Origin of the sequence: Sphingopyxis granuli NBRC 100800, assembly GCF_001591045.1 — a bacterium.
Classification (GTDB): Bacteria; Pseudomonadota; Alphaproteobacteria; order Sphingomonadales; family Sphingomonadaceae; genus Sphingopyxis; species Sphingopyxis granuli.
On the sequence record NZ_BCUA01000026.1, the window covers coordinates 23,219 to 47,338 of the forward strand.

5 protein-coding genes (1 of these 5 running past the window's edge) are annotated in these 24,120 nt (G+C 68.6%); all 5 read left to right on the top strand.

The genetic code is table 11. The features are described 5' to 3' along the window. On the top strand, nucleotides 1-17,483 hold the 3' portion of the coding sequence (locus SGR02S_RS08390) for a CARDB domain-containing protein (protein WP_067107955.1). It extends 19,552 nt beyond the left edge of the window; 17,483 of the gene's 37,035 nt are visible here — the last part of the coding sequence; its start codon lies off the left edge, out of view; its stop codon occupies nucleotides 17,481-17,483. Further along, nucleotides 17,483-17,824, top strand: coding sequence for a DUF3467 domain-containing protein (locus SGR02S_RS08395; RefSeq protein ID WP_067107964.1), 342 nt, complete (start codon nucleotides 17,483-17,485; stop codon nucleotides 17,822-17,824). The genes SGR02S_RS08390 and SGR02S_RS08395 overlap by 1 nt, the downstream gene beginning before the upstream one ends. Before the next feature lie 15 nt (nucleotides 17,825-17,839). Continuing rightward, on the top strand, nucleotides 17,840-19,693 hold the full coding sequence (locus tag SGR02S_RS08400) for a GAF domain-containing protein (protein ID WP_255211423.1): 1,854 nt from the start codon (nucleotides 17,840-17,842) through the stop codon (nucleotides 19,691-19,693). Between the two features lie 148 nt (nucleotides 19,694-19,841). Then, a complete protein-coding gene (locus SGR02S_RS08405; protein WP_067107958.1) occupies nucleotides 19,842-21,995 on the top strand; it encodes a PqqD family peptide modification chaperone in 2,154 nt (717 codons plus the stop codon). After that, nucleotides 21,988-24,009, top strand: coding sequence for a preprotein translocase subunit SecA (locus SGR02S_RS08410; protein WP_067107961.1), 2,022 nt, complete (start codon nucleotides 21,988-21,990; stop codon nucleotides 24,007-24,009). The genes SGR02S_RS08405 and SGR02S_RS08410 overlap by 8 nt, the downstream gene beginning before the upstream one ends. The last annotated feature ends 111 nt before the right edge of the window (nucleotides 24,010-24,120 follow it).

Sequence of the window (24,120 nt, forward strand, 5' to 3'; positions counted from 1 at the left end):
AGCCCGCGAGCGCGAGCTGGCTGATCCAGGCGATCGATCCGGTGACGGGCGAGGTGCTGCAGGACACGACGCGCGGCCTGCTGGCGCCCAACAACGCGCAGGGGTCGGGCGCGGGCTTCGTTTCCTATGCGGTGCGGCCCGCGGCCGACGTCGCGACGGGCGAGACCATCGCCGCGTCGGCGCGCGTGCTGATGGACGGCTTCGCGCCCGAGGACACGACGATCCTCAACCAGATGGTCGACGGCAAGGCGCCCGAAAGCCGCCTGACCGCGACGCGCATCGGCACCACCGACGATTATCGCATCGACTGGAACGTCCGCGACGACAATGGCGGGTCGGGCGTGCGCCACGTCACCCTTTATGTGGCAGAGGATGGCGGCGATTTCCGCATCTGGCAGCGGCGGCTGACCGACGCGTCGGGATCGCTGGTGTTCGAGGGCGAGGCCGGAAAGACCTATGAGTTCCTGGCGCTGGCGACCGACGTCGCGGGCAATCGCGAGGTGCCGAAGCCCGGCGTCAACGCCGTCGCCGACGGATCGGGCGTCAATCTGGGCGCGCTGCCGACCGTGCCGGGGACGACGCCGCCCAATTTCGGGCAGGCGCCCGAACCCTCGCCCGCGCCGTCGACCAACGCGCTGTTCACCGCGGCTGAAGCCAAGGTTCCCGCCGCAGCGGCGCTGTCGGCGCCCAGCGAATTCGATGCGATCTTGAGTCCGTTCATCGCGCGCGCCTTTGCCGTGGGGATCGGGCAGAGCGACGGCGGCATCGGTCCGATGGCGATCGTCGAGGCGCCCGACGGCAGCATCCTGGTTTCGGGCGGCGCCAATCGCGGTACCATCTGGCGCTTCGACGCGCGCGGCGGGGTGGCGGGCACGCCGCTCGCCGAACTCGATGTGCCGGTGTTCAACATGGCTTTCGACCTCGAAGGGCGCCTGTGGGCGACGACGGGCGGCGGCGCGCTGCTGCGGCTCGACCCCGACACCGGCGCGGTAATCGAACGTCATGGCGACGGCATTACGATCGCGATTGCGGTCCACCCCGAAAGCGGCGCGATCTATGTCTCGACCAACGCCGGCATTTCGGTCTTCGACCCCGACGACGGCAGCTTCACCCAGTGGAGCCGTGACGAGAATCTGCGGGTCGGAAGCCTGGCCTTCGACGGCGACGGCACGCTGTGGGCCGTGACCTGGCCCGACCGCAAGCAGGTCGTGCGCTTCAACGACCGCGCGCGGGCGGAGACGATGCTGACCTTCGACGCGCCCGCCGATTCGATCGCCTTCGGGCGGAGCGGAACGCGGCTCGAAGGGCTGATGTTCGTGTCGCACACCGCGGGCAAGGTCGCCGACACCGGCCTTGCCGCCGAGGGCAGCGAACTGACGATGGTGGACATGGCGACGCTGCGCCGCATCGCGGTGGCGACGGGAGGCTCGCGCGGTGACGTCGTGCATGCGACCAGCGACGGGCGGCTGCTGATCAGCCAGAGCGGGCAGGTCGATGTCGTCGCCCCGGCGACCGTGCCGGCGGTCGTCGCCACGAATCCGCCCGCCGGATCGAATGCGGTGCTGCCGATGCCGTTCCTGACCGTGACCTTCGATCAGGACATGTTCGTCGGTGCGGCCGGCGATGCCGCCTCGGTCACCAACCGCCAATATTACGAGCTGACCGACGACAGCGGCAGGACGCACGCGATCCGGTCGGTCTCCTACGACGCGACGACGCGCACCGCGGTGCTGGAGGTCGGGACGTTGCTCGCCGGCAATTACCGGCTGACGGTCAAGGCGGGGCTCGCCGCCGCGACCGGCCAGCGCATGGCGGTCAATTATCAGAGCGCGTTCCAGGCGTATGACGATATTTCGATGCTGGTCGATGTCGTGTTCAGCGACACGCGGATGGACCGCCTGACCGGCACCATCTCCTACAAGGTGACGATCACCAACCGCACCGACGGACCGATCACCCTGCCGGCGCTGTTGACCATCGATCCGCTCGGCGGCTTTCCGGGCGTTCCGACCGACGCCTCGGGCCGCACCGACGACGGCCGCTGGCTGGTCGATCTGGCTTCGGCGCTGCCGCCGGGCGGCGTGCTGGAGGCCGGGCAGAGCACGAGCGGCCGCACCGTGTCGATCACCGCGCCGGGCGACCGGCGGCTGGAGTTCGCCGCGGGCATCGTCGCCGGCACGCTGCCCAACACCGCGCCGAGCTTCACCAGCCAGGCGCCCGACCGCGCCAGGGTCGGCCAGGCCTTCGCCTATCAGGCCGCCGCGAGCGATGCCGAGGGGCAGACGGTCGTTTTCGGCCTGCTGACCCATCCCGACGGCATGACCATCGACGCCGACACCGGGCTGATCCGCTGGACGCCCGGGCCCGACAGCCCGGCGAGCGTCGCGGTGGTGGTCGAAGCCTTCGATTCGCGCGGGGCGGTGTCGCTTCAGCGCTTCGTGCTGGCGGTCGAAGGCGGCAACAGTGCGCCCGAGTTCCGCAATGCGCCGATCCGCGTCGAGGGGGCGGAAGGGCAGTTGTTCGAATTCCAGCTTGCCGCCACCGACGCCGATTTCGACCCGCTCACCTATTGGGTCGACGGCCTGCCCGCCGGCGCGAGCTTCGACCCGGCGACGCGCATGTTCAGCTGGCTCACCGACTATCGCTCGGCGGGCACCTATGACGTGCGCTTCTATGTCACCGACGGGATCAGCCGGGACGAGGCGCTGATCTCGCTGGTCGTTGCCGACCGCAACCAGCCGCCGCAGGTGGTGCCGGTCGCCGACCGCAGCGCCCGCGAGGGCGATTTCATCCGCTTCCGCATCAACGCGACCGCCGACAGCGACCGGCCGCTGACCTTCTCCAGCCCCTCGCTGCCGTTCGGCGCGACGCTGAACCCGATGACCGGCGCGTTCGAATGGACGCCGACCTATATCCAGGCCGGCGACTACAACGTCACCTTCGACGTCAGCGATGGCGAAACCACGGTGCGCTTCACGACGAAGATCACGGTGCTCAACGCCAATGCGGCGCCGGTGTTCGACCAGCTCGACGGGTGGCAGGTGCTCGAAGGCCAGCTTCTGGTCTTCAAGGCGTTCGCCTTCGATCCCGACAATCCCTATTACACGCCCGCGCTGCGCAACATGCAGACCGGCGAGATCGTGGCGACCACCAGCCTGCCCAAGACGGTGACGGTCGAGCTGTTGTCGGCGCTGCCGCCGGGCGCGACCTTCGACCCCGAAACCATGGAGCTGCGCTGGACGCCCGACAATGCGCAGGCCGGCGATTACGAGCTGCGCTTCCGCGCCACCGACACGGGCGACGGCGACGAGCCGCCGCTGTCGACCGAGATCACGGTGCCGATCCGCGTGTTCAACCAGAACCGCCGCCCCGAAGTGCGGACGATCGAGAATGTCACCGTGGCCAAGGACACGGTGGTCGAGATTCCGGTTTCGGCCTTCGACGCCGACGGCAATCCGCTGCGCCTCGCGGCGATCAACGAAAGCCCGTTCCAGCCGCTGCCGCCCTTCGTCACCTTCGTCGACAATGGCGACGGTACCGGGGTGATGCGGATCGCGCCGGGCGCGAACCATCGCGGCGACCATGCGGTGACGGTGACCGCGACCGACGACGGCGACGGCACCGGGACCCCGCTGACCGGCGCCTATACCTTCATCATTTCGGTCACGAGCCCCAATGAAGCGCCGGTGATCGGCCATATCGGCAATCTGGTCGCGGTGGCCGGGCAAAAGCTGACGGCGACGATCGACGTCCGCGACATGGACCAGGATGCCTTGTCCTATGCGCTGTCGGGCCTGCCCGGCGCGACCGTGACGCCGACCTCCGTCTATGGCCGCGTGACGCTGGAGTGGACGCCGACGGCGGCTGAGATCGGCAGCTATGACGCCAGCCTGACCGTCATCGACAGCGGCAACGGCGTCACGCTGGCGGCCAGCGACACGCGGGCGTTCCGCGTCGTCGTCCGCGCCGCCAACAGCGGCCCGCAACTGACCCCGGTCGGCGACAAGGCGATCGCCGAGGGCGAGGAACTGCTGTTCAGCCTGCGCGGGATCGACGCCGACGGCGACGACATCAGCTTCACGATGGAGGGTGCGCCCGAGGGCGCGACGCTTGATCCGGTGACCGGTCTGTTCCGCTGGAAACCGGCGCTGAACGCCGCCGGCAGCTACCAGATCCTGTTCGCGGCCGGCGACGGCCATTCGCGCAGCACCGAGCGGGTGACGATCACCGTCGCCAATGCGAACCAGACGCCGCTGTTCGTGCCGATGGCGACGCAATTGCTGCGCGAGGGCGCCGCGTCGACCTTCACCGTCGTCGCGGCCGATGGCGACGGCGATCCGCTGTCGCTGTCGGTGGTCAGCGGCCTGCCCGCGGGCGCGCTGTTCGTCGCGGCGCGCGGCGAGCTGCAATGGACGCCCGGCTATGACCAGGCGGGCGATCATCTGATCCGCTTTGCCGCGACCGATCCGTCGGGCGCGGTCGGCACCATCGACGTGCTGGTGCGCGTCGCCAATGTGAACCGCGCGCCCACGATCACCGAGGGTTATCATGCCTTCCTGATCGGCGAGGAAAAGCGCTTCCGCATCGCGGCGCAGGACCCTGACAGCGACGACACGCTGACCTTCAGCGCCGAAAACCTGCCCGAGGGCGCGGGAGTCGACGCCGCGACGGGCGAGTTCGTCTGGACGCCGGGACCGGGGCAGGCGGGCGACTATGTCGTGACGCTGATCGTCAGCGACGGGCGCGCGACGACGCGGCGGACCGTGCTGATGCGGGCGCAGCTCGAACCCGCGGCGCCGACGCTGCGGATCGAGACGACCCCCAGCTTCGCTGCGACGCCGGGGCAGAAGGTGCTGCTCCATCCGACGGCGGACAGCCTGTCCGACATCGTGTCGCTGCGCCTGTGGGTCGACGGGCAGGAGGTCGCGCTCGACGCCAATGGACGCGCGACGATCACGGCCGGCAATCCGGGCAAATATTGGGTGCGCGCGACGGCGGTCGATGCCGATGGCGGAACCGCGACGGTCGAGCAATGGCTGAAGGTCCGCGATCCCGCCGACAAGGCGGCGCCGGTCGTCGCGTTCGGCGGCGGGATCGACGCGATGCTCGTGCGCGGGGCGCTCGACGTGCGCGGCAGCATCGCCGACACCAATCTCGATTTCTGGACGCTGCAACTGATCGGTGCCGACGGCAGCGTGCAGGACATCGCGCGCGGCGATGCGACCGCCGACGGCGTGCTGGCGACGCTCGACGGGCGGCGGCTGGCCGACGGCTTCTATACGCTGCGTCTGACCGGGCGCGACATTTCGGGACGCACGAGCGTCGCGAGCGCGGCGGTCGAGGTGCGCACCGGTGCCGACAAGGCGGGGCGCTATCAATCGACCCATGTCGATGTTTCGGCGCAGCTCGGCAGCGTGCCGTTCGCGCTGACCCGCGCCTATGACAGCCTGACCGGCGAATGGATCTTCCTGGGCCTCGACGTCGCGATGGAAACCAACGCCGGGACGCTGCCCGGCGTCGGCGGGGCGCTGCCCGGTTTCGAGCAGGGCACGCGGCTGATGCTGACGCTGCCGACCGGCGAGCGCGCGGGCTTCACCTTCCGCCCGGTGGCGGAGACGATCGGTTCGGTGACCTTCTATCGCCCCGCCTGGGTGGCGGACAGTGCCAACGGCTGGACGTTGCAGTCGGTCGACCGCCAGCTTCGCAAGGTCGGCGGCGCCTATTTCGATGTCGAGACCGGGCTGGCCTACAATCCCGCGTCGCCGGTTCACGGCAACCGCGACTATGTGCTGAAGGGACCGGACGGCACGACCTACGTGATCGACAGCGGCAATGGCACGGTGGAAATCCGGTCGGCCGCGGGAATGCTTCTGGTCGGCGATGGCGGCGTGACCGCGCTGGGCGGCGCGGCGCTCCAGTTCCTGCGCGATGCGGCGGGCCGCGTCGTGCAGGTGACCGGACCCGGCGGGTCGGCCACCGTCTATGAATATGACGACGCCGGACGGCTGACCGCGGTGCGCGACCTCGCGACCGGGGCGGGGGTCCGCTACGGCTATGTCGACGGGCGGCTCGCCATCGAGATTCCGTCCGATGGCGAGGGGCGGCGCATCGACTATGCCGCCGACGGCAGCGTCACGACCAGCGTCGTGCGCGACGATCTGGGCAGCGCCGCGGCTTTCACCGGCAAACCCTTCGCCGGCACGCTGCCCGCCGGGGGCGGCAGCGACAGCTATGCCTTCACCGTGCGCGCGAGCGAGATCGCGGGGATGGAGAGCGGCGCGTTGATCCTGCGGGTCGCGACCACGGGCGATGCGATCCCCGAAATCGCCGGGCTGACCGCCATCGCCAGCAGCGTGTCGGGCGGCCAGCGGGTCACGCTGTTCGCGCTGCGCGAGGCCGGACTGCACGAACTGATCGTGACCGGCGCCGGTGCCTATGGCGTCGAGATGCGCATCGCCGGCGACATCAATGGCGACGGCAGGGTCGACGGCGTCGACAGCGCGGCGGTGATCGCGGCGCTGGCGGGCGCCGATGTCGACGGCGATGGCGTCGTCGATGCCACCGACACGCAGCTCGTCGCGGCCAACTACGGCTTCCGCGCCAACCAGGCGCCGGTGATCGCCGACGCCATCGATGCGGTGAAGACCCACGTCGACCTGTCGGCCTGGATCGATCTGGGCCAGATCGCGACCGATCCCGACGGCGACCGCCTCTATTACCGGATCGTCGGCGTCACCGGCGGCTCAGCGGTGCTGACCGCCGACGGCCGCTCGGTCGTCTTCACCCCCGACGCCGGGTACAGCGGCGCGGCCGCAATCCGGATTTCCGCCGACGACGGCTTCGGCACCTCGGCCGAGGGCGTGATCGACATCGCGGTGTCCGACGCGCGGCTGGTCGCGATCGATTTCGACCTGCGCCGCGTCCGCTTCGCCGAAGAAGGCGGGGTGGCGCCGATCATGGTGATCGGTCAGTTCGAGGATCAGGCCGACGTCTATCTGCCGCTATCCTATCTGAACGTGACGGTCGCCAACCCCGAGGTGGTGCGCTGGGGCGAGGATGGGCTGCTGACCGCGCTGCGCGACGGCGCGACCTACATCAAGGTCGAGCGGGGCAGCATCGCGGCGGCGACGGTCGTCACCGTCGGGGCGCCGAAGGACGGCGACGAGATATTGACCGCCGTCTACAATATCGACGCCTATCCCGACAATGTGACGATGATGGCGGGCGGCGCGACGCGCCGGATCGTCACTGCGCAGGACCCCGAAAAGCAATATTTCCTCGACGGCGCGGAAGCCGGAACCACCTATGTTTCGGGCGACACCGCCGTGGTCACGGTCGATGCCGACGGCGTGATGCGCGCGGTCGGTCCGGGGGTGACGACGGTCACCGTCATCAACCGCTTCGGCGAGGACCGCATCGAGGTGCGCGTGTCCGATCCGATCGTCGGCAATTTCGTGCAGATCGGCAAGGACGGCGCGATCGTCGCCAATACCGACGGCATCACCATCGGCTTCGGCCCCGGCGGGCTGGACGGCGACGCGACGGTGACGATCGAGTCCATCGCGCTGGGCGACCTGCCGGTCGCGATGCCGAACGAGGATATCTTCGATTTCGTCGGCGCGTTCGAATTCGATGTCGCGGGCGCCGAATTGACCGGCCCCGTGCAGCTGGCGGTACCGGCCGCCGGCGGTGTCGGCGCGGTGGGCGACGAGGTCTGGTTCTTCCAGAAGATGCTGCTGCCGGTCGGCGAAAACGGCGCCGAGGTCGAGGTGTGGACCGTCATCGATTCGGGCCGCATCGACGAAGACGGCATGGCGCGCGCCGAATCGCCGCCGTTCCCCGGCCTGACGCGGCGCGGCCAGATTCTGGTGGCGCGGGTCGCGTCGCCGCTGCCGCGCATCCAGCTCGACCCCGGCTATGCCGCCGCGCTGACCGCGATCATGGTCCCGGCGCTCGGCATCGCGGCGTCGGGCGGCCTCGGCGGCGCGGTCGTCGGTCTGGGTCTTGGCGCGACGGCGATCGCGCTGATGGCCGCGCCGACGCTGTTCGGGCTCGCGGAGCTCGAGGTATGGCGCACCTATGCCGATGGGGAGGTTCTGAAAACGACGCTCGACGTCACCATCTCTCCGACCGACCTTTACACCAAGGTCACGGCCACGGTGCCGACGCCCAAGAAGATCAGCGACGGCACGCCGGAGATATTGGGCGGCACCGTGCAATTCGTGGACGGCAAGCCGGTCGCGGTGCTGACGGGGCGCAATTTCATCTATCCCGCCGCGACGGCGGCGCTGGGCGCGACGACGGCGGGCGACAGCTTCGCCGACATGCGCGTGGTGCTGCGCAACGGCAGCCAGGAGATCGTCCTGACCAGCGACAAGATCCGCGTACGCGAAGGCGGGACGCAGGATTTCGCGGTCGTCGAGTTCGACGTGCCGCAGCGCGTCCTGCTGGGCGTCACGGAAATCCGCGTCGAACGGCCCGCCGCCGGCACGATGCTGGACGCCAAGGGGCGGATTCCCGCGAATGCCCAATATGTGGCGAGCAAGACGATCACCATTGACAACAAGGGCGGCTTTGCCTTCGCGGGCGATGCCAGCGGCGTCCAGATCATCGACCTTGCGCGCAAGGACGAAGGCGGCGCCGACCTGCTGGTGGGGCGGATCGAGTTGGGCGCGCCCGTGACCGAAATCGTCGTGACGACCGACCTCGGAAGCGCCTTCGTGGCGACCCAGAAGGGCATTGCGATCATCGATACGCTGACGCTTCAGCAATATGACGCCGATTTCGACACGCCCGAAGTGGACATGATCGAAATCCCGGGCGGGGTGACCACGCTCGCGGTCGATCCCAACAACCGCTACCTCTACGTCGGCGGGCTCGGCAAGGTCTACATCATCGACATCGACCCCGGTTCGGCGACCTACCTGCAACTGCTGGAGAATGAAACGCACGCGATCAACGTCGCGATCCGCAGCGGCGGCGAGGAGTTCGGCCACATCACCAGCATGGCGATCAACGCCGACGGCACGCGCCTCTATGTCGGCGTGCCGGTGTCGGAGATGTACGGGCCGCGCGGCTGGACCAACTATGGCAAGGACCATGGGCTGGTGATGGTCATCAACGTCGACGACCGCGACCGTCCGAAGGCCGGCCAGCCTAACGCCCGCAAGTGGCGCGAGGTGATCGGCAAGATCGACGGCGGCGTCGAGGTTTATGACATCCAGGCGACGGCGGAAGCCGACAAGATGGTGTTCGTGTCGCGCGGCGATACGCGCAACGGCGTCCACCTGCTGAGCGTCACCAACAACAATCCGGCCAATTTCCAGGTCAAGCATGTCGGCGTGGCGCCGGTGATCAACGAGGGGCCGATCGGCGTCCGCGACGTCATCAACAGCATCGCCGGCATCTATTATTCATCGACCAAGCGCGTGACGCAGGGCCAGATCTTCGACCTCGACATCCGCAACGCCGCGGGCATCGCGGTGACGCCCGACCTCAGCTACATGTTCGTCGCCGACTGGGGGCTGCCCGTCTATATGTGGTACGGCGACCAGACCGTCGCCCGCGATGTCGATGCGCTGCACCAGACCGGGTCGAAGATCATGGTCATCAAGAATCCCTTCTCCGCCGCGCCGGAGATCGTGGGATCGACGACGCCGATTCCGCTGGCGTTCCTGGAGGAACTGCGCGTCGACAGTTCGGGGCAGAAACTCTACGCCAACTATCGCGGCCTCGGGAACATCGTCGTCCTCGACATCGACGTGATCCGGGGCATCACGCCGGGGGCGAAGGACACCGACGGCAGCTACAAGTGGAAGCAGACGCCGATCGACAACGTCAATTTCGGGCATCCCGACATCTATCCGATCGATCCGGAAAATCCGGGCAGCTTCGACGATCCGACCAACCCGCCCAACTATCTGTCGATCAACGTCGCCAGGCATGGGCGCGGGCTGGCGTTGCAGCAGCTCGACGCGCTCGAACTGCTCGCGCCGCTCGGCAAGCAGGACCTGCATGGCGCGGGCGCGCCGCAGCTGACCTTCGAATGGCGGCTCGATTCGACGCTGACCGGTACGAAGAACGCCAAGGCGAAGCTCTACGTCAGTTCGCTGCTCCCCGGATCGGGCCTGTGGCCCGATGATCCGCCGTCGATCCGCAACCTGTTCGACAGCGATCCGTCCGCGGCCTCGATGGCCGGGGATCACCACCCCAACCGCATCCTGACGACGCGCGAGCTCGACCCGGGGGCCTATCTCGTCAAGGCCGACGGCACGGTGGTCAAGCTGCCCGACGACCCGAACAATCCGCTCGATGGCCAGACCTGGCAGGTCACTTTCTCGCCCGAATATGCGAAGGCGATGACCGCGGGACAGCGTTACTACTGGGGCGTCGAGATCGTCGGCAAGGGCATGCGCGAAGCCGCGTCGTGGCAGGTCAAGGAAGTGGTGGCCGACGCTCCGTTCAACGGCGTCACGCTGCTCACCCACGGCTTCCAGCTCGGCCTTGGGATGATGAACTCGCCCGCGCTGTTCGGGTCGGCGTTCGAGCAGGACGGCGGTGTCTTCACCGATATGGCGGGCTTTATAACCGACGCCAGCGGCGGCGGCGTGGTGCTTTTCTACGACGGCAAGACCGGCGACTGGGTCGACCGCACGACGGGCAAGCGCAACGCCGCCGCGCTTGCCGAAGCGCGCGGCAAGGCGATCGTGCTGGTCAGCGACTGGTCGAGCCAGTCGGACATCACCGACACCGGCTTTGCGGAGGCCGCGGCCGATGCGCTGTTCGCGTCGCTGGTCGAGCTCAACCGCGCGTCGGGCGGCGGGATATTCCAGTCGCCGCTGCACTTCGTCGGGCACAACCGCGGCTCGGTCGTCAATTCGGAGATCATCCAGCGGCTCGGCACCTATTTCGAGGGTGCGGGGGGCGAGGACGGCATCCACATGACGACGCTGGACCCGCACGACTTCAAGCAGGACGCGCTCAACATCCCGCTGACGGACCTCGTCGAACTTCTGTTCAGCGCGGCTTCGGCGGCTACCTTCATGTTCCCGCCGCTTTCCAAGACGATCAATTACGTCAGCAAGGCCTTCACCAAGCTGATGAAGGTGGTGGGCAAGCTGGGGCTGAAACTCAATCCGGTCGAATTCGCCGATTTTTCGGACCCGACGGTGCAGGTCTGGAGCAACGTCAAGTTCGCCGACAATTATTACCAGGCGACGGGACTGACCGAGGTTAAGCTGTCGGAAATCACCGTGGGCGGCAAGACGATCACGCTGCTGCCCGACAGGATCACCGGCCCGATGAAGAAATATATCTTCACCGCGACGATGAACGGCCGGTCGCTGGTCAACAACGCGCCCGGATCGGCCGGAGGCGCCTTCACGCCCAACCGCCCCAATCTCGACGTCAACCTCGAAGGCATTTCGGGGATACAGGGCGACGACACGCTGTTCGCGATGTTCGGCCTCGGCGGACCCGACAGCCGTATCCTCCATTGGTATGCGGGCACCATCAACACCAACGTCGACAATATCCAGGGCTATCCGATCTTCCGCCGCGTCGTCGACGAGGGCCGCAGCACCTATGCGCTGGGCATCGAGACGCAGGAATTCGGCACCGCACCCTGGTATCAGGTCTATCCGGTGCTGGTGTCCGGCGGAAAGGGCGGATCGAGCGGCGCGCTCGACGGCTTCGTCTCTCCCGCGATCTGGGACGGCATCGGCACCGGCTGGTTCTTCAGCGCGGTCGGCGGGGGCGCCGGGGTGCGGCCGGGAGCGATCGGCACCATCTCGCCCGTCTATGACAACGGCAAGGTGGCGAGCGCCGACAACGACAAGGCGGTGCCGACGATTTTCAACGGGGATTTCGAAAGCGGAACCAAGCAGGCGATCACCAGCTTCCTTCAGAATTTCATCTTCGATTCGGGCTATGGACGCTTTCCGCTGTCCTATGAACTGCCCGGCTGGTCCTATCACGGCGGGTCGGGGTTCACGCTGAACACCGAGGGCACGCTCTTCGGCTATCCGTTCCCCGACATCGATATCACCGGCATCTTCACCGTCCAGACCAGCCTTTCCACCCTGTTCAAGGAGGTGATGAACAACGTCCTGAAGAAATGGGCGGATATTCTCGCGACCAAGCTGGCCAGCGCCTTCATTCAGGAAAAGCACGGCGGGCCGCCGATTCCGACGTCGGAATCGTCGGAAGGATACCGGCAATGGTACAATGAATATTGGCTCGAACGCGCGGCGGGCGATTTCAGCCAGGGCAAGGCCGCGCTGCAGGCGATGGCGACGGTCCAGATCATCCAGGCGATCGACAATCTGATCGGCCGGCTGCTCGACGCCGGGGTCAGCTTCAATACCGAGGACGGCATCGTCACCAAGGATTTCTCGCTGTCCAAGCTGTATGAAAAGTCGGCGACCGCCGACAAGGCGGGGCTGGACGGCGTGGCATCGCTGATCACCCAGGTGTTCAACGCCTATATGGACCATTTCTTCCCGCAGCAGTCCGACTATGCGCTCATCATGGGCGGGCAGAAGCTGCTCAAGGATTTCATGTCGACGATGATCGAAACCAGCGCGATGCTGGCTGGAATCGATCCGACCTCCGGCGATGTCCAGCGCGCCGAGACGGCGGCGCATGAATTCATCGACAAGGTGGTGAATTTCAGCGCGATCACCCACAATCGCCTCTACGTGCCGGCCAATGCGAATTATCTGACGTTCGACACCTTCGTGCCGTGGATGATGACCGCCAATGCCGCGATCAAGGTGACCTTCACGCCGGTGGATTCCAGCCTCGGCTCGCACAGCGAGATCGTTCAGCTCAAGCCCGGCTTCATGTCGAACAACAGCTACAGCGTCGAAGTGCCGCAGGCCTATAAGGGCAAGGTCATCACCTTCACGCTCGAGCCGGTGGACATGGAAAACACCGCCACCATCGAGCACGCCTTCATGGAGCCTTCCGGGATCGAATATCGCATCCTGTGGCCCAAGACGGCGGAAGGATCGCGGCTGCTGAGCGAGCTCGATGCCGACCAGATGCGGCTGCTGGAACAGCAGGGCGACTGGCTGGTCAAGCATCCCGACGTCAAGGTCCGCATCTATGGCTATGCCGACGAGCGCGGGGACGTGGCCTATAACGACGAGCTCGGGCTCGACCGCGCGGCGGCGATCACGCAGTTCCTGCGCAAATATCTGGCCGACCGCAATGCACATCCCGAACGGGTGCTCGACCCGATCAGCCGCGGCGAGCGCTTCCCCAGCATGCAGGAGAAGGATACGGAAACGCGCTGGACGATGGACCGCCGGACCGAAATGCTGGTGGAAACATGGGATGGCGTCCCGACCAGCGGCGTCGACCGGACCATCGACCTGTCGGAGACGCTGAGCCAGATCTTCCTGCTCGACGCCGTGCGCTTCACCGCCGTGAAGTCGGGCTCGCCGATCCTGCTCGACCCCAGGGACATGGTGACGACGTCGGCGGTGGAACCGCTGACCGCGGACCAGCTCGCGCCGATCGTCACCGCGGCGCAGGCGCGCTGGGTCGCGTCGGGGCTGATCGATGGCGCGGGCGCCGCGCTCGACCGGATCACCGTCGAGATCGGCGAACTGCCCGACGGCGCGCTCGCCCGGTTCGAGAACGGCGTCATCACGATCGACGCGGATGCCGCGGGGCGCGGCTGGTTCGTCGATGCGACGCCGATGGACGACGCGGAATATGAGGGCGGAACGCTGGCCCAGCTGCTCGCCGCCGCGCTGGGCAGCGAAGCCGAGGGCAAGGTCGACCTGCTGACCGTCGTGATGCACGAGATGGGGCATGCGCTGCGGCTCGACGACGTGCCGACCAGCCAGCCGACGCGGTTGATGACCGAGATGATCCGGCTCGGCGAACGGCGCCTGCCGAGCGCCGCCGATGTGCCCGACGCGACGAAGCCCGCGACGCCGCAGGGCGACACCGGCACGCCGCCGCCGACGATCACCCTGTCGTCGACACCGGGCGGCGCGGGCGTGCTCGCGGTCCCGCCGGGCAGCGGACTGCCGCTGGCGTCGGGACCCGTGGTCACCACGCTCGCCAACGGCGATTTCGCCGCCGCAGGCGGCTGGAGCGCCTTCGGCGGCGCGAGCGTCACGGGCGGCGAGGGCGTGCTTGCCGAGGACGGGCGCTATCTGTCCTATCTGCGCCAGGCCTTCGCCATTCCCGACGGCGCGACGGAGATCAGCTTCGTCATCCGTTCGGCCACGCTCGGCACCAACGGCAGCCTGCCGCCCGACGCGTTCGAGGTCGCGCTGCTCGATCCGGTCACCGGCCGGTCTCTGCTCGGAGCACTCGACGGGCTGGACCTGACCGATGCGTTCCTCAACCTGCAGGCCGACGGGACGCTGCATCTTGCGCAGGGGGTCAGCGTAACCGGGACGCCCGGCAGCGGGTCGGCGGTCGTGACCGTGTCGCTGCTCGGCGTGGCGCGCGGCAACGGCGCCCTGCTGTCGTTCGACCTGATCGGCATGGGCGATCAGGACAGCCGCGTCGTCATCGACGATGTGACCTTCCGCACCGTGCCCAACCAGGCGCCGGTCGCGGTCGACGACGCCGTGGAAGTCGATGAGGACGGTTCTGTCCTGATCGATATGCTCGCCAACGACAGCGATGCCGACGGCGATGCGCTGACCGTCGCCATCCTGACCGGCCCGACGCGCGGCACGCTGTTGCCGCCGACGGTGCCGGGCGGGCCGTGGACCTATGTGCCCGATGCCGATTTCTTCGGGACCGACAGCTTTACCTACACGATCACCGACGGGCTGAGCGCACCGGTCTCCGCGACCGTTTCGATCACCGTCAACCCGGTGAACGATGCACCGGTTCTGGAGCCGGTGGCGAACCGCAGCGTGGTCGAAGGCACGGCGCTGTCGGTGCAGCTTGCCGCGACCGATGTCGACGATGCGGCGGCGGCGCTGACCTGGACGCTCGTCGAAGGGCCGGCCGGGATGACGCTGTCGTCGAACGGCCTGCTCGCCTGGACGGCGGCGGGGCTGGGCGACCGGACCGTGACGGTTCGCGTCACCGATGCCGCTGGCCTGTCGGCCGAACGCAGCTTCCTGCTTCGGGTGACGCCGGTCGGCAACGAAACCCCGGTTCTGGCGCCGATCGCGCCGCAGAGCGTCGAACAGGGCAAGGCGCTGACCGTGCCGCTGTCGGCGAGCGACGCCGATGACGCGGCGGAGACGCTGGTCTGGTCGCTGGTCAGCGGTCCCGCGGGTGCGACCGTGGGAGCCGATGGCGTGTTCCATTGGGTCGCGACCGGCGCGGCCGGGCCGCGCGAGGTGGTGGTGCGCGTAACCGATCCGAAGGGCGCGTTCAGCGAGCAACGCTTCACCATCACCGTGGCGGCGGCGGCCAACGAAGCACCGGTGCTGGCGCCGATCCCCGCGCAGAGCATAGAGCGCGGGCGGCTGCTGAACGTCGCGCTGTCGGCGAGCGATGCCGACGACGCGGCGGAGACGCTGGTTTATAGCCTCGTCAGCGGTCCCGCAGGGGCGCGGGTGACGGCGGACGGGCGGTTCGAGTGGATCGCCGCGGGCGCCGCCGACACGCAGATGGTGACGGTGCGCGTGACCGATCCCAAGGGGGCGTTCAGCGAGCAGAGCTTTGCCATTGCCCTGCTTGCCAGTTCCAACCTGCCGCCGGTGATCTCCCCCGTGGCGGACGTCGCGGTGGATGAAGGGCAGGCCGTTTCGGTCCAGCTGGCCGCCAGCGATCCCGATGGCGACGCGAGTGCGCTCGTCTGGACGCTGGTGTCGGGGCCGGAAGGAGCAAGCGTCGACGCCAACGGCCGGTTCACCTGGCAGGCGCTCGACGGCGATGCGACGGTGCCGGTCGTCGTCCGCGTGACCGATGCGGGCGGCGCGTCGGCCGAACTCGCCTTTGCCATCGCAGTCCGCGACGTCGCGCCGACGCTGTCGGTGACCGGTGAGGCGACGGGGCAGGTCGCGCAGAGCTACACCGTGCTGCTCGGCGCCATCGACCCCGGTCAGGACACGCCGATCGAGTGGATCATCGACTGGGGCGACGGCTCTACGCCGACGCGGATCGTCGGCACCGCCACGGCGGCAAGCCACGACTATGCGGTGGCGGGCAACTATGTCGTCCGGGCGACACTGGTCAACGAGGATGGCAGCTTTGCCGCCGTGCCGCTGGCGCTGTCGATCGCCGATCAGCCGCAGACGCCGCCGCTTCAGGTGACGCAGGCGACGATCGCCGACGGTATCCTGACGATCCGCTTCTCGCAGCCGCTGGGCGCCGAGCAGGCCGGGCGGACGGTGACGCTGGTCGGCGAGCGCTTCGGGGCGATTGCGGCGACGATCCGTTACGACGCCGATGGACAGGGCTTCACCCTGTCGCGCACCGACGGCAAGCCGCTGCAATACGACCGCTACAGCCTGTTCATCGGCGACGACGGCTTCCTGAGCCGTGACGGCCGGTTGCTCGACGGCGATGGCGATGGGGCCGAGGGCGGCGACTATCGCGCCTCGATCCTGTTCGCGCGCGCCGCGGCGGGAACCGCCGAGCTGCCCGACTTCGTGCGCGGGCCCGGCGAGCAGGTCGATGTGCCGCTGGCCGACCGTGCTGGCTTGCAGGTGCGCTTCACCAGCGAGGGCGGGGTCAGGACGCTGTCCTTCCGCGTCACTTACGACCCGGCGCTGCTGACGATCGACGGCATATTGCGCGGGGCCGATCTTCCGGCCGACGCGGTCGTCGACTTCCGCACCGAAGCCGCGCCGGGCGGCAAGCGCGTGGCGATCGTCTCGATCGTCAGCGACACGCCGATCCCGGCGGGCGCGATCTGGCTGCTCAGCTTCGACGCGCGCGTTCCGGCCGACGCACCCTATGGCGCGAGTGAGCGGCTGACGGTCACCGTCGACAGCATCAACGCGGCGGCGCCGAGTTCGACGCGCATGGACGAGGCGGTGCAACTTGTCGGCTTCCTCGACGACCGCTCGCCCGAATTCGACGCGCTGCGCCAGGTCGAGCGAGTCGTCGACGGCCTGCCGATCCTGTCGTCTTCGTCGGCGGAGCGGCCGCATTTCGATGCCGTCACCTATGGCACGCATGCGGCGGTCGCCAAATGGGCGGGCGACATCCATGCCACCGCTTCGGGCAAGACGAAGAAGGCCAAGGAGATCGCCGCCGCGAAGGATGCCGCGCGCAAGAAGGACGCCAAGGCTGAAACCGCGCCAGCCGCTCCGCGCGGCAGGCAGACCGCCGCGGCGACGATCGACTTCGGCGCCACGCCGGTGCTGATGGCGAAAACCGAAGCGCCGGAGCAGGTCGATGCGCCACTGGCACAGTGGCTCGCCGGCGCGGTGGATGACGGCGACGCGCTCGACCTGATGCTGGTGGCGCTTCCGGCGCTGCTGCTCGACCGCCGTTCCGATCCGCGCCCGCGCCGCGGCAAGGGCCGCAGGAACAAGGATCGTAAATGATGAGCGACGACAAGCGACCGGCGAAGGCGAAAGCGGGTGGACGCGCGGCGGCCGGCAAGAACACGCCCGCGCCGCCGCCGCGTCAGCAGACGCTGAAGTTCCGCACCGACAATCTGAAGAGCAGCTATTGCAACATGGCCAACGTCACCTCGACCCGCGAAGAGGTGGTGCTGAATTTCGGGGTCAATCAGAATTGGGACCAGCCCGGCGCCGCGCCGGGACCGCTCGAGGTCGATGTCCAGCACCGCGTGATCCTCAGCCCCTTTGCCGCGAAGCGCCTCAGCGATGCGCTGGGCCAGTTGGTGCGCGATTATGAGCAGCGCTATGGCCCGCTCGGCTGATGCGCGGATGACCGGGTGAGCGTGGCGGCCGACATCGGGACCGCGTCGCGGTCGCAGGGGGCGGACGAGGCCCGGCTGTGGGCATCGCTGGCGTCGGCGCGCGACGCGGGGTCCTTCTGTCAGGCCTGGCTCGACCTGCAATGCGCCCGCACGCGCGGGGTCAGCGCCGGACTGATCCTGCTCGAGGGCACCGGTGGCGCCTTCGCCCCCGCGGCGGGATGGCCCGCCGGCCCGCAGGAGCACCCCCATCTGCGCAAGGTCGCCGAGGCGACGCTCGCGAACGGGCAGGTGGTGGTCGAAGGCGATGCGGACGATCCCGACACGATGGGCATCGGCTATCCGATCGCCGCCGACGGGCGGATGATGGGCGCGGTGCTGCTCGCCGTGACCGGGCTGACCTCGCCGCAGATGCAGTTGCTGCTGCGCGAACTCCACTGGGGCGTCGGCTGGATTCACTCGCTGGTCTGGCAGCACCGCTCCGCCGGCGACGAAGGGCGCACGGAGGCGGCGACCGCGGCGATGGACGTGCTGGCGGCGATGCAGGAGCATGACACGCTGGCCGAAGCGGAACTGGCGCTGTGCAACGCGGCGACGATCGCCCTCGATGCCGACCGGGTGTCGCTGGGGCTGGTGCAGGGCGACCGCGTCAAGCTGTCCGCCATGTCGCACGGTGCGTGGTTTCGGAAACGGTCGGACGTCGCCGAGGCGCTGGAAGCCGCGATGGACGAGGCGATGGACCAGGACATGCTGCTGTCGGTCCCGCTGGTGCGCGAGTGCGATCCGATCCTGTTGCAGCAGGACCGCCTGCTCGCGCTGGCGGGCAAGGGCGCGGTCGCCAGCGTGCCGATGACCGACCGCGGACTGCCGGTCGGGGTGCTGACGATCGAGCGCGCGGTCGATGCCGATCCGTTCGATGCTCGCGACCTGCTGCTCGCCGAAACGATCGCGGCGCTGGTGGCGCCGGGGATCGCGCTGCGGCGGCGCGAGGAAAGATGGATCGGCGGCCGCATCCGGCGGCACGGCATGGATGGCGCGCGCGCGCTGTTCGGCCCGCGCCGTCCGCTGGCGAAGGCGCTGGGGATCGGCGCGCTGCTGTTGCTGATGATCTTGTTCGTTCCGTTCGCCCAGTTTCAGGTGCGCGCCGACGCCGAACTCGAAGGCCAGGTGCAGCGCGCGGCCTCGGCGCCCTTTTCCGGCTTCATCGCGCGGTCGCAGGCGCGCGCCGGAGACGTCGTGCGCGCGGGACAGGTGCTGGCGACGCTCGACGACCGCGACCTGATCGTCGACCGCGCCCGCGCGCTCGGCGAGGTGCAGCAGCTCGACCGCCGCTATCGCGAGGCGCTGGCCAAGCACGAGCGCGCCGACATGAGCCTGGCCGGCGCGCAGCTTCGCCAGGCGGAGGCGAGCCTGCGCCTGATCGAATATAAGCTCGCGCGCACCCGCATCGTCGCGCCGCTGTCGGGCGTGCTGGTGTCGGGCGACCTCAGCCAGAAGGTCGGGACGCCGGTCGAGGAAGGCGACGTGCTGTTCGAGGTCGCGCCGCTCGGCAGCTTCCGTGTCGTGCTGAACGTCGCGGAGGAGGATGTGAATTATCTGCGCCCCGGGCAGCAGGGCCGCTTCGCGCCCACGGGACTTGCGGGCGAGACGGTGCCCTTCACGGTCAGGCGGATCACGTCGGTCACGGCCAATGTCGATGGCGAGAATGTATTCCGCGTCGAGGCGGAACTGGCGGGCGACCGCCGCGCGGTGCTGCGCCCCGGCATGGAAGGCGTCGCCAAGGTGAAGATCGACCGGCGCAGCAACGCCTGGATCTGGACGCGCGGCCTGCGCGAATGGCTGCGGCTGTTCTTCTGGAAGTGGCTGCCCTAGAGCATGAAGTATTTCGTTGAATCCGTTCGTGTCGAGCGAAGTCGAGACACCCATCGGCCCGGCGCCACGCTGATGGGTGTCTCGACTTCGCTCGACACGAACGGGTTTCTGGATCTGCCTCGAGATAGGCTGTCGGATTGGGCGCGCGATGGCCAATCCCTTTGAAAGCGCCTCCTGGTTCCAGGTCGCCCGGCTGAGGCCCCGGCTCAAGACGCATGTGCGCGTCCGGCGCCACCGCTATCGCGGCACGGTGCAATATGTGCTCGACGACGGCGCCGCCGGCAAGGCGCACCGGCTGACGAAGGGCGCGTGGCGCTTCGTCGGGCGGCTCGACGGCGAACGGACGGTCGAGCAATTGTGGGAGCGGCTGGTCGAGGAACTGGGCGAGGACGCGCCGACGCAGGACGACGTCATCACGGCGCTCGGCCAGCTGCACGGGTCCGACCTGCTGTCGACCGACATGCTTCCCGATACCGGCGAGCTGATCAAGCGGCAGAGGAAGCAGCGGCGGCAACTGCTGATGCAGAATCTGAAAAGCCCGATGTCGCTGCGGATTCCGCTGGTCGATCCCGATGCCTTCCTGACCCGCGCCATGCCGTGGGTGCGGCCGCTGTTCGGCTGGGCCGGGCTGGCGCTGTGGCTCGCCGTGGTCGGCGCGGCGCTGCTGGTCGTCGGCACCCACTGGCAGGAACTGACGACCAATATCATCGACCGGGTGCTGTCGACCGACAATCTGCTGATCATGGCGGTCTGCTATCCGCTGGTGAAGACGATCCACGAACTCGGCCACGGCTTCGCCGCCAAGGCATGGGGGCGCGAGGTGCGCGAGATGGGCGTGATGCTGCTCGTGCTCTTTCCGGTGCCCTATGTCGATGCGTCGGCGGCGAGCGCCCTGCCGAACAAGTGGCAGCGGGCGCTGGTCGGTGCCGCCGGGATGGTGTCGGAACTGTTCGTCGCCGCGATTGCCGCGCTGCTGTGGGTTGTGCTGGAGCCCGGGCTCGCGCGCAGTTTCGCCTATAACGTCATGCTGATCGCCGGCATCTCGACCGTGCTGGTCAACGGCAATCCGCTGCTGCGCTTCGACGGCTATTATATCCTCGCCGACCTGCTCGAAATCCCCAACCTCGGCTCGCGCGCCAATCGCTATTGGGGCGATCTGGTCAACCGGCATGTCTTTCGCACCCACGACATGCCGCCGTTCGATGCGACGCCGGGCGAGAAACGCTGGTTCCTCGTCTACGCCCCGGCGGCCTTCGTCGCGCGCATGGTGATGCTGTTCGGCATCGCGCTGATCGTTGCGTCGCGTTTTTTCCTGATCGGCGTCCTGATCGCGCTGTGGACGCTGTGGACCGGGGTCGGCCTGCCGCTGTGGAAGATGGGGGCGCATGTCGTCAGCAGCCCGCAACTCCACCGCAACCGGGGCTTCGCGATGCGGCTGACGGGCGGCGCGGTGGCGGCGGCGCTGCTGATCCTGTTCGTCATTCCGGCGCCGCACCACGTCAACGCGCAGGGGGTGGTGTGGCTGCCCGACCAGGCGCATGTGCGCGCCGCGACCGGCGGCTTCATCACCCGCGTCGCCGTGGGAGAGGGGAGCTTCGTCCGCGCCGGGCAGTTGCTGATCGAGACCAGCCAGCCGACGCTGGAGACCGACGTCGCGCGGCTCGACTGGCGGCGGCGCGAGTTGCAGGCGGCGGCCGATGCCGAACTGGGCGGCGACCGCGTCAAGCGTCAGATCGGTCAGTTCGCGATCGACGAGGCCGAACAGAAGCTGGCGATCCAGCGCGAGCGCTATGGCGAGCTTCGCCTGCTCGCGGGGGCGGAGGGGCGGTTCGTCACCGCGCTGGCGCCCGCGTCGGACCTGCCGGGGCGGCATGTCCGCCAGGGCGAACTGATCGGCTATGTCACCCCCGGACAGGCGGAGGTGGTGCGCGTCGCGGTGACTCAGGACGACATCGACCTCGTCCGCCGCGAACTCGTCCGCGTCCGCTACCGCATCGCCGCGCTGCCCGGCGCGACGCACGAAGGGCGTGTGGTGCGCGAGGTGCCCGGCGGCACGCGCGACCTGCCGAGCGAGGCGCTGGCGCTGGGCAAGGGTGGCACCATTCCCACCGACCCGACCGATCCGAACGGGCGCAAGGCGCTGGGCCGCGTCTTCCTGTTCGACATCGGCCTGCCGCCCGAACTGCGGCAGGTGCCGTTCGGGACGCGCGTCCATGTCCGCTTCCAGCTCGGCTGGGAGCCGATCGGTTGGCAGGTCGCGCGGCGGCTGCGCCAGTTGCTGCTGTCGCGGTTCAATGCCTGAGCTGTCCGTCCTCCGCGAGCGCGCCCGCGACCTGTGGCGCGAGGTGCGCAGCGACGCGCGCCCGGTCATCGCGCCCTATCCCGAGCGCGGCCCCGCGCCGTCGTGGAAATGGGATCGCCCCGTCGACCTGCTGGTCGGCCGCGCGCTGGCGGGCGCGCGGCCCGCCATGCTCGCGCGGGCGGAGGCGATCGCGGAGGCGGCGGAGGCGCTCCGCCCGCTGGATGACGCGGACCTCGACGCGCGCTGCGCCGCGCTGCGCGTCAGGCTGATGCGCCATGGACTTTCCGACCCGGTGTTGATCGATCAATGCTTTGCGCTGATCCGCGAGGTGACGGGGCGGATGCTTGGGATGCGGCATTTTCCCGTGCAGCTGATGGGCGGTCTGGTGATGGTCGAGGGCGGCCTCGCCGAAATGGCGACGGGAGAGGGCAAGACGATCACCGCGCTGCTGCCCGCCATCACCGGGGCGATGGCAGGAATGCCGGTGCATGTGTTCACGGTGAACGACTATCTCGCGGAGCGCGACGCCGCCAAGCTGCGCCCCGTCTACGAACGCTTCGGGCTCAGCCTGGGGGTGGTGATCCACGGGCAGGAGACGCCCGAGCGCCGCGCCGCCTATCGCGCCGACGTCGTCTATGGCACCAACAAGGAAATCACCTTCGACTATCTGCGCGACCAGACCGCGCTGGGGCCAAAGCGCGGCGCGGCGCGGCGGGTGATGCGCGACCTGTTCGGCGATCGAGTGGCCGAACCGCTGATCATGCGCGGCCTTTATTTTGCCGTGGTCGACGAGGCCGATTCGATCTTCATCGACGAGGCCCGCACGCCGCTGATCCTGTCGGCCGAGATGCCGGCGAACGACGACGGCCTGTATCTGGCCGCGCTCGAACTGGTGCGCCAACTGGAGGAGGGGCGCCATTACCGCATCCGCGAGGCCGACCGCGCGGTCGAACTGACCGAGCGCGGACATCGCGTCGTCGCCGAGCTGTCGGAAGGGCTGCCGCAGACGCGCTGGCGGATTCGGCAGGCGCGCGAGCAGATCGCGTCGCAGGCGATCGCGGCACTGCGCCTCTATCAACGCGACCGCGACTATATCGTCGCCGAGGACAAGGTGCAGATCGTCGATGAATCGACCGGCCGCGTGATGGCCGACCGGTCGTGGGAGGGCGGGCTGCACCAGTTGATCGAGGCGAAGGAGGAGGTTGAGCTGTCGGGCACGCGCAACACGATGGCGCGCATCACCTATCAGCGTTTCTTCCGCCGCTATCTGCGCCTGTCGGGGATGAGCGGGACGGTGAAGGAAACCGCGCCCGAACTGTGGGCCGACTATGGACTGAAGGTCACGGTCGTGCCGCGCAACCGCCCCAATCTGCGCCGCGATCGCGGGCACCGGCTCCATGCCGACGCCGCCTCGAAATGGGCGGCGGTGGCAGAGGCGGTGCGCACGGTGCGCGAGGAGGAAGGGCAGCGGCCGATCCTCGTCGGGACGCGCTCGGTCGGGGATTCCGAGGCGGTTGCCGCCGCGCTCGACCGCATCGGCATCGCCTGCCGCATCCTCAACGCGCGGCAGGACGCCGAAGAGGCGGAGATCGTCGCGGCGGCGGGCCGGATCGGCGCGGTGACGGTCGCGACCAACATGGCCGGACGCGGCACCGATATCGAATTGTCGAAGGAAGCGCATGCGGCGGGCGGGCTGCACGTCATCCTGACCGCCTTTCACGAAACCCCGCGCATCGACCGCCAGCTCGAAGGGCGCGCCGGGCGGCAGGGCGATCCCGGCAGCACGCAGGCGATCACCGCCATCGACGACGAGCTTTACGCGCTGTTCGCCCCGCGCGCCGCACGGGCGCTGAAAGCGTCGGCAAAGGTCTGGCCGATAGAGGGGCGTCCCGCGAACCTGCTGCGCCGCTGGGCGCAGGGCGCGGCCGAGCGGCGTCATGCCGCGTCGCGCCGCCAGACCGAATTGTCCGAGGAACGTCTGCAAAAGACCATGGCGTTCAGCGGCACGGCGTAGGGGGCGGGCCCTGAAGATCGCATCAGGCTTTCTTCCGCATTTGCGCCGACCCTGGATCGGGTCGGCACATATGTCTTCAGGCAGGTAAGGGGCTGTTCCCCGGCGAAAGCC